Annotated in this window: 4 protein-coding genes; all 4 read left to right on the forward strand. The window is 39.4% G+C overall.

The features are described from left to right. The first annotated feature begins 3 nt into the window (after positions 1-3). The 4 genes from ACINWC743_RS16705 (at position 4) to ACINWC743_RS16720 (ending at position 7769) form a co-directional block, all read left to right on the forward strand. Complete coding sequence (locus tag ACINWC743_RS16705) at positions 4-540, forward strand: chemotaxis protein CheW (RefSeq protein WP_004827616.1); 537 nt, start codon at positions 4-6, stop codon at positions 538-540. A gap of 42 nt (positions 541-582) precedes the next feature. After that, the gene (locus ACINWC743_RS16710) at positions 583-2652 is read left to right on the forward strand and encodes a methyl-accepting chemotaxis protein (protein WP_004827618.1); all 2070 of its coding nucleotides are present in this window, start codon (positions 583-585) and stop codon (positions 2650-2652) included. 144 nt (positions 2653-2796) lie between these two features. Next, the gene (locus tag ACINWC743_RS16715) at positions 2797-7293 is read left to right on the forward strand and encodes an Hpt domain-containing protein (RefSeq protein WP_009586241.1); all 4497 of its coding nucleotides are present in this window, start codon (positions 2797-2799) and stop codon (positions 7291-7293) included. 8 nt (positions 7294-7301) lie between these two features. Then, positions 7302-7769, forward strand: coding sequence for a hypothetical protein (locus ACINWC743_RS16720; RefSeq protein WP_009586246.1), 468 nt, complete (start codon positions 7302-7304; stop codon positions 7767-7769). Positions 7770-8284 lie beyond the last annotated feature (515 nt).

Here is an 8284-nt window from a genome sequence, read left to right on the forward strand (position 1 = left end):
TGTATGGCAGCAAATGGATTTATCGAATTACTTCGATTGTCTAAGCGAGGAAATAAAAATTACGCTGACAATGAAAGTGAAGTAAACCGATGGTCAGGCATTGCATTTGAAATGATGGGGCAATATTTTGTTGCTCCATTGGGGGAAGTTTCGGAAGTTATTTATCCGCCAAAATATACACCAGTTCCCAATGTTCAGGGCTGGGTAAAAGGTTTAGCGAATATTCGCGGACGGTTATTGTCGGTTTCCGATTTGGCTTTTTATTTAACGGGGCAAAGAAGCCAATTTCTACCTACTCAAAAAGTCTTATGTATTAGTCATAATGACCATTATGTTGGTCTGGTCGTAGATCAGGTTTTGGGGATTCAACATTTTAATAAAAAAAGCTTTTTTTCTAAAAATAATCAACTGGAAGAAAAGCTTCAAACTTATTGTCAAGGATATTTCCAACAGCACAACCAAGCTTGGAACATATTCTTATTCAGTCGTTTGTTGAATGATCCTCAATACATGAACGCATCAGAAAAATTTATAAACTAGCTTTGACGCCTAATTAGAGTTAAGCGAATCGGGAGAAGCTGAATGGGCTTTAAACTAAAAAAGAAAAATACAGGGGATACTGCTCAAAAAAGTAGTCCGGGCGTATTAACAAAAACCAAATCGAAAATTGATGAGTTTGCAAAGTTATTTGGGGAAAGTGACAAATCAAAACCATTTATTCAAATGGCGATTGTCAGCATCATCGTTGCGATTATTTTACTTTTGGTTTTATTCTATACAGTTCCTCGAAATAACGACTTAACTCGTAGTTTGGGTGAATTAAAACTTTTATCTCAAACATTATCGCGTCAAGCAACAGAAGCAACAGCTTCAGGGTCAAAAGAATCGATCAATGCTTTAGTGGCATCACAAAAGAAATTTAAAGAAAACTTGGATATTGTGAAAGATATTCATGCATCTTCAAAAGCAGTTGAAGGGGTTGAAAAAACCTGGAATCAGGTTTCTGCTGATATTGACATGATTGCGACCCATCAAAAAATCATTAACCAGTTATACGACACCAATATCGCCGTTGCAGATGTGATTCCTGGCATGCAGGCTGAATATAACTTAATGGTTGACCAAATGGCACGTGATAACATGCCAAGTACACAGGTTGTAATCGCGAAAAACCAAGTATTCCTTGCAGAACGTATTTTACGTTCAATTGGTTCAGTACTCGGCGGTTCAGATAATACGCGTGCTTCTGCAGAAGACTTTAATGCCGATACTGAAACTTTCGGAACATACTTAAATGCGCAATTAAATGGTAATGCAGATTTGGGTGTAACCCGTATTGACAAGCCTGAATTGCGTGAATCTTTAGAAAGTATCAAATCAGATTATAATGAAATTGTGCAATTGGCATCGACTTCAGTATTGAAGAACTCTGATCAAATTTTTAAAGTTCGCCAAGCTTCATCAAATATCTTTGCAGAATCTGATAATTTATTAAAAGGCTTAGATCGACTTTCAGTAAATACAGGTGTAGGTACAATTTTACCAGCCTTAATCTTATTGTTTGCTTTAGGCGCATTCTTATTTGCTGTATTTAAATTGATTGGTTTACGTAGTGAGTCAGATAAAGTACGTGTAATGCGTTTACAAGACGAATATGACCGTAACCAAAATGCGATTTTACGTTTATTGGATGAAATTGCCGATTTGGCAGATGGTGACTTGAGTTCGTATGCAACGGTATCTGAAGACTTTACAGGTGCAATTGCAGACTCGATTAACTTTGCGATTGACCAATTACGTGATCTTGTATCGCGAATCAATGAGACTTCTCAAGAAGTTGCACAATATACCCAAAATACTCAACAAATTACCAACCAGTTGGCTGAGGCATCTGAGCATCAGGCGCAAGAGATTGCGGGTGCATCGACAGCGATTAATGAAATTGCACAATCAATTGACCACGTATCTGCCAATGCTGCCGAATCAGCAGAGGTAGCACAACGTTCAGTACAAATCGCGTCAAATGGTGCAGATGTTGTAAACCGTTCAATTGAGGGGATGGATACGATTCGTGAGCAGATTCAAGAAACATCAAAGCGTATCAAACGTTTGGGTGAATCTTCTCAAGAGATTGGTAACATTGTCTCGCTGATTAACGATATTGCTGACCAAACCAACATCTTGGCATTAAACGCTGCAATTCAGGCATCTATGGCAGGTGAAGCAGGTCGTGGTTTCGCCGTGGTAGCGGATGAGGTACAACGTCTTGCAGAACGTTCAGCATCAGCGACCAAGCAGATTGAAACACTGGTAAAAACCATTCAGACCGATACCAACGAAGCCGTAATTTCAATGGAACAAACCACTTCTGAGGTTGTGCGTGGTGCGAACCTTGCAAAAGATGCGGGTGTTGCCTTGGGTGAAATTCAAACAGTATCGAGTAACTTGGCAGGTTTGATTGAAAGTATTTCTGAATCAGCGAAATTGCAGTCTGCATCAGCAGGTCATATTGCCAATACGATGAATGTTGTACAAGAAATTACTTCGCAAACTACGGGTGCAACGTTTGATACAGCACGTTCGGTATCTGAATTGGCAAGTATGGCGGATTCATTACGTCAATCAGTTTCTGACTTTAAATTACCAGACTAAAACGATTGAGACTTGATATGCGCAATTTCTACACTAAAACGGTAGTGATTGCGCACAGTGAAAAGCCTTCTAAAGCCATTCAGCTTGACTGTATTTTGAAAGGTTTTAGTCCCAAAATCGGGAACTAACATAGAAGCCTGAGCTATGAAAGAAATATTAAAACATTTAGTTGAACACGTCACTTTACCTGAAGATGCTTATCTTGATCAGGATGATGAGATTTTAGAAATTTTTGTAGAAGAACTTGAAGAAATTTTTGAACAGTTGCAAGCTTCTCTTGATCAATGGCTAAATGATGAGTCCAAAGATAAGGAATTGGTGAATGTACGTCGCTATTTCCATACCCTTAAAGGCTCTGGACGTATGGTGGGGGCAAAGCGTTCAGGTGAGTTGGCTTGGACTGTTGAAGATACATTAAATCGTGTAATTGCAAAAAACTTGGAATTAAGTACTGAAATTCAACAATATGTCAGTGCTGTATTTAATGTGTATAAGTTCAAATTGTATGCTGAGTTTTTAAATAAACAACCACATCATTTAGATTTGGCACCATTGGTGTATTTGGGGCAACAATTACAGCAGAAACAGAGTTTAGAACCTGCATTGGCGGATCTACTGTCACTTGCATATACCCTCAATCATGAGAATGTGCTGACGGGTTTAGAAATTGCTGATAGCGAGCCACTTGTAGAGCATATAGAAACAGTAGCAGCTTTGGCAAACCACGAAAATGCCGAAGAGCATGCAGTGGCAGACCTGATTCAAATTGATGAATCTGCTGTGGAAACAACGCCGACTTCGGATGAGAGTTTAATCTCTGAAACCCTGACGATTTTTGTTGAAGAGTCGGAAGAACATTTGGCAACGATCAAAGACTTTTTGCATTTAGAGCAACATACACCTGAACAATATAATCGCTTGATTCGAGCATTACATACTTTGCGCGGAAGTTCTTCTATGGCGCATATTCAGGATGTATTTGAGGCAAGCGGTAAAGTTGAGCATTTGTTTAAGGTGTTGGTCCAAGAAGATACGGAGTCTTCTAAAAATGAAAACGCCTTATTGACTTATTATGCTGAATTCGTCAGTGATTATTTGCATGTACTCAAGCAAACCGGTGATCAAGATACGCAATTAGCCCAGATTTATCAAAAATTTAATGATGCTTGGGAACGTTATGATTTCCAACATCAATATCAACAAGATCATCAGTCACAAGCAGGTTTAGTGACTCAATTGGTCGATTTGGAAATTGATCTATTGTTGGATGCTGAATTTGAGTTTGATAAACGCGCTCAAGTTGAATATCCAGAATATTTCCAACAACTGATTCAACAGGCTCAGATCCTCGTCGATCATACCGGCAATCGTGCGTCACAAGGTATTCATGATTTCAGTCTTGCACTCAAAGACGGATATACACAGATTATTGCCAAGCCTGATTTGTTGAATACGGATTATGCTTTCGAAATATTCTCTAAAGCACATCAAGAATTCATTCATTTATTTGATACCTTGGCATCTGGTCAGCGTGTCAGCTTGAGTGGTGCAACTCAGGCGATTTTGGATGAGCTTCATGATTATGTACATCAAGAAATTGATGTAGATCAGATTCAAATTGCTGAACCAAGCATTGAGCCAGCAGTTCAACATGCGGCAGTAGCTGTATCTGATATTAACGCTGTTGAGACAGGCAATCATTATGTCTTAACTCAGATTAATCTCGATAAGCAAAATATAGATTCTGCGCAAAGTCAGCGTGAGTTTGATGCTGACGTTCTGGATATTTTTATCGAGGAGGCAGATGAGCTGTTGGTGGGTATGGATCATGACCTAAATACATGGTCAAGTCATCCAGATGATACCACTGCACTTAATAATTTAATGCGCTATTTGCACACTTTAAAAGGTGGCGCAAATATGGTTCAGGCGACGCATATTGGTTTAATTGCTCATGAACTCGAAACAATTTATGAGCGCGTGATTAAAGGTCAGCTCAAAGCTGGACCACAAGTTATTCAATCTATTCGTTTGATTCAAGATGATGTCGCAGATCGTATTCAGTTGATTCGTGAAAAATCTATTGATTATCCTGCAACACACATTCTTGAGGTTTTACAGCATATTGATCAACAGCAATTCTTGCATGATACGAATGTTGAGATAGCTGAAAAAGCCCAAGATGAGATTGTTTTAGTTGACGAGTCTGTTACACCAGAATTTGATGTTATTTCTGTTGATCAGCAGCAACAAGCAACGCTTGAACAAGCGGAGTCATTCGTTGAACAGACTCAAGTAGATGTCTTGGATGACGCTGAGCGTATTGCCCAAGAGACTTTCATTGAGGAAGCTCGTGAGCTGATTGATGATGGGTTAAATATCTTGAATCAATGGTTTGATCAACGAAGTAACCGTAGTTTACTACTTCAATTGCAACGTATTGCACACAGCTTAAAAGGCGGTGCAAAAATGGTGAAATTGGAAGGTGTTGCGGATATTGCTTATGAGCTTGAAAATGCATTTGAACAATTTGGTCAGCATAACTTTAATTCCAATGTCTATGACGGTTTATTGGAAAGTGCTTTTCACTGGTTAGATGCAGCAATTTTCAAACAGAGTTACGATAATTTTGATGGTTTGAAGTTAAATTTAAACCGTATGCAATATGTCGATGTTTCTGCTCAGCTTCCAGAAAAATTATCTCGAACCAATTTGATTTTTGAACAGACCAATAATGAGTTTGTTCAAGGAGATGGAACTGAACCACCATCTATGTTGGGTGAATGGGATCTTTCTGAAAAAACTGAAACCAATAATGAGATGATTCGTATCTCTGCGGATTTGGTTGAGAAGATGATCGATCTTTCTGGTGAAAATGCCATTAACCGCTCGCGTATTGAAATGGATTTGGGTCAATTGGGAAATACATTGACCGATATGGAGCTTGCGATTCAACGTTTGGCAGATCAGCTTCGTCGAATGGAAGGCGAGTTGGAAAGTCAAATTATTGCTAAACATGGGGATTTAAGTGCGCGCTATGCGGACTTTGACCCATTGGAAATGGACCAATATTCATCATTGAATCAATTGTCTAAATCGCTTGCTGAATCTGCATCCGACTTGGTGGACTTTAAAACCACTTTAGCGGAGAAAATTCGTGATACTGAAGGCTTATTATTGCAACAGTCACGTATTCAAGCTGAAATTCAAGAAAGTCTGATGCGTACCCGACTTGTTCCTTTCTCTCGTTTATTACCACGATTACAGCGTTTGGTACGCCAAACAGCCTCGGCGGTCAATAAGCCTACCGAACTGTTGGTGAATAATACGGAAGGTGAATTAGATCGTAATATTTTGGAGAAATTAGTATCTCCATTAGAGCATATGTTGCGTAATGCCATCGACCACGGGATCGAAGATACAGAGCAGCGACAAAAAGTTGGCAAGCCATTGACTGGTCGAATCGACTTGAATATTAGTCGCCAAGGTACCGATGTTTTGGTGTCCTTTAAAGATGATGGTAAAGGAATCGATCCTGCAATTATCCGTGATAAAGCCATTGAAAAAGGCTTGATTAAATCAGATCAGCATTTAGAACCAGAAGAAATTTTACAATTTATTTTCCATCCTGGTTTTAGTACAGCACAGCAAGTCACCCAGATTTCTGGACGTGGTGTTGGGCTGGATGTGGTTCAAAGTGAAATTAAATCGCTAGGTGGGCAGGTCAGTGTAAGTTCTGAATTGGGTCATGGCTCTACTTTTACCATCCGTGTGCCAACAACAGTTGCTGTGAGTGATGCATTGATGGTGAAAGTCGGTGATCAACAGTTTGCTGTGCCATTATCGCAAATTGATCGTATTGTGCGAATTTCCCCAGCCGCTCTGGAAGAGTATTTCGAAACTCAAAATGACTATTTCGATATAGATTACCAAAGTTATAAATTGCGTTATCTTGGTGAATTTACAGCCAATCAGGTGACGCCACGTTTACATGGCTTTGCACATTCATTACCTGTGTTATTGATTAAAGGGAGCTTAGGTCAATCTGTCGCGATTCTGGTTGATCAGTTAATTGGTTCACGTTCTCAAATTGTGGTAAAACCGATTGGGAAGCAATTTGCGGCAATTAATGCGATTGCAGGTGCAACGATTCTCGGTGATGGTCAAGTTTGTTTGATTCTTGATGGGCAAAATATTGCGCGACAAGTTCAGGGTTCAAGTCGTGGTGGTGCAGAATATTTACAACAAGATAAACAACGTCATCGCGATCAACGCCGTCTGATTATGATTGTGGATGACTCGGTGACAGTGCGTAAAGTAACGTCACGTTTATTGGAACGTCAAGGTTTTGATGTGATTACGGCTAAAGACGGTGTTGATGCGATTGAGCAACTTGAAAATGTCAAACCAGATCTGATGTTGCTCGATATTGAAATGCCACGAATGGATGGATTTGAGGTGACCAATTTGGTTCGCCATCATGAAATTCATCGTGACTTGCCAATTATTATGATTACCTCACGAACAGGTGAAAAACATCGCGAACGTGCATTCAGCTTGGGTGTGACAAACTATATGGGTAAACCATTCCAAGAGGCTGATTTATTAGCCAATATTGATGCTTTGTTGACGGTTAAATAGGAGCGCTCATGGCAGGAAATATCGAAAAATCTGCGCTTGATAAAATCAGTACGCAGGAACTGCAACATCTGATTACGGTGTCTACAGGGTTTATTGATGCTTATATTATTAATTGTTATGGCAAAGACCCGATGTTGTTGCCACAGAATGTGGTGCTGTCTGCGCAGAACAGTCCAATTCACGTGCCTGTAGTGGAATGGCATGAAAAGAAATTACCCACCTTTAGTGTCAGTGATCCCAGAAAGGCTTTGGGAGTCGCCTTGATTATTGAAGGTGAAGAGGCGGATGATCGTTTTGCTTTAATGTGCAATGAAATGCCGAACTCTATTCGTTTACGTATTTCTGAGGTGGTGGATGTTGAAGACGCTGTTGAAGACAAAACCATTTTTCAATATGTCAAAATAGGTAATGTTCGTTACCATGTTCCAGACTTAGATCAAATTCAGCTAGAGGTTGGGTTAAAAAAAGCTGAGTGACTTACTGAAATGTTGCATGCTAAAAGTTAACGCTATTTCATTTAAAACCGAGCGATATGTGTTGCTCGGTTTTCTCTTTTTATATATTTATTTTTCAATAGATTTGACTATATTAACCTGAGTTTGAGGTAATTAAATCTTCAACTCATTGAAAAATAATAAATCTCTATGGGGTTTTGCTGCGTTTTTATCCAATTTTGGGATGAGGAGCGGAGCTCCGTAAGCGCAACCATCAATAGCGTTTCATTTCTCTTGATCAATAAAATGAAAGCGATCAATAGATTGTTTGATGATCTAAAGCTTGCACTGCCATGCTTTACTTCTAAAGTTTAAATTCTTTTGCGTAAGCGATGCCTCACTTTTCAGAGATGAAAAGTGACAAAAATCTTTCGTTGAGCGAGGGGTACATCCTTTACCCCCGCTCAACATGGCGACATCCATGTCGCCTCACGATAGCAAGACCATCAATGATTGAAAAGTACAAAATAAATGAATCATCCAAATCACTTGTATGA

The organism is Acinetobacter sp. WC-743 (genome assembly GCF_000335555.1).
Taxonomy (GTDB): Bacteria; Pseudomonadota; Gammaproteobacteria; order Pseudomonadales; family Moraxellaceae; genus Acinetobacter; species Acinetobacter bereziniae.

What these genes read in the sequence shown, in the direction of transcription:
- ACINWC743_RS16705 (WP_004827616.1), top strand. Translation starts at nt 4, where the DNA reads ATGGCAGCAAATGGATTTATCGAATTACTTCGATTGTCTAAGCGAGGA.
- ACINWC743_RS16710 (WP_004827618.1), top strand. Translation starts at nt 583, where the DNA reads ATGGGCTTTAAACTAAAAAAGAAAAATACAGGGGATACTGCTCAAAAA.
- ACINWC743_RS16715 (WP_009586241.1), top strand. Translation starts at nt 2,797, where the DNA reads ATGAAAGAAATATTAAAACATTTAGTTGAACACGTCACTTTACCTGAA.
- ACINWC743_RS16720 (WP_009586246.1), top strand. Translation starts at nt 7,302, where the DNA reads ATGGCAGGAAATATCGAAAAATCTGCGCTTGATAAAATCAGTACGCAG.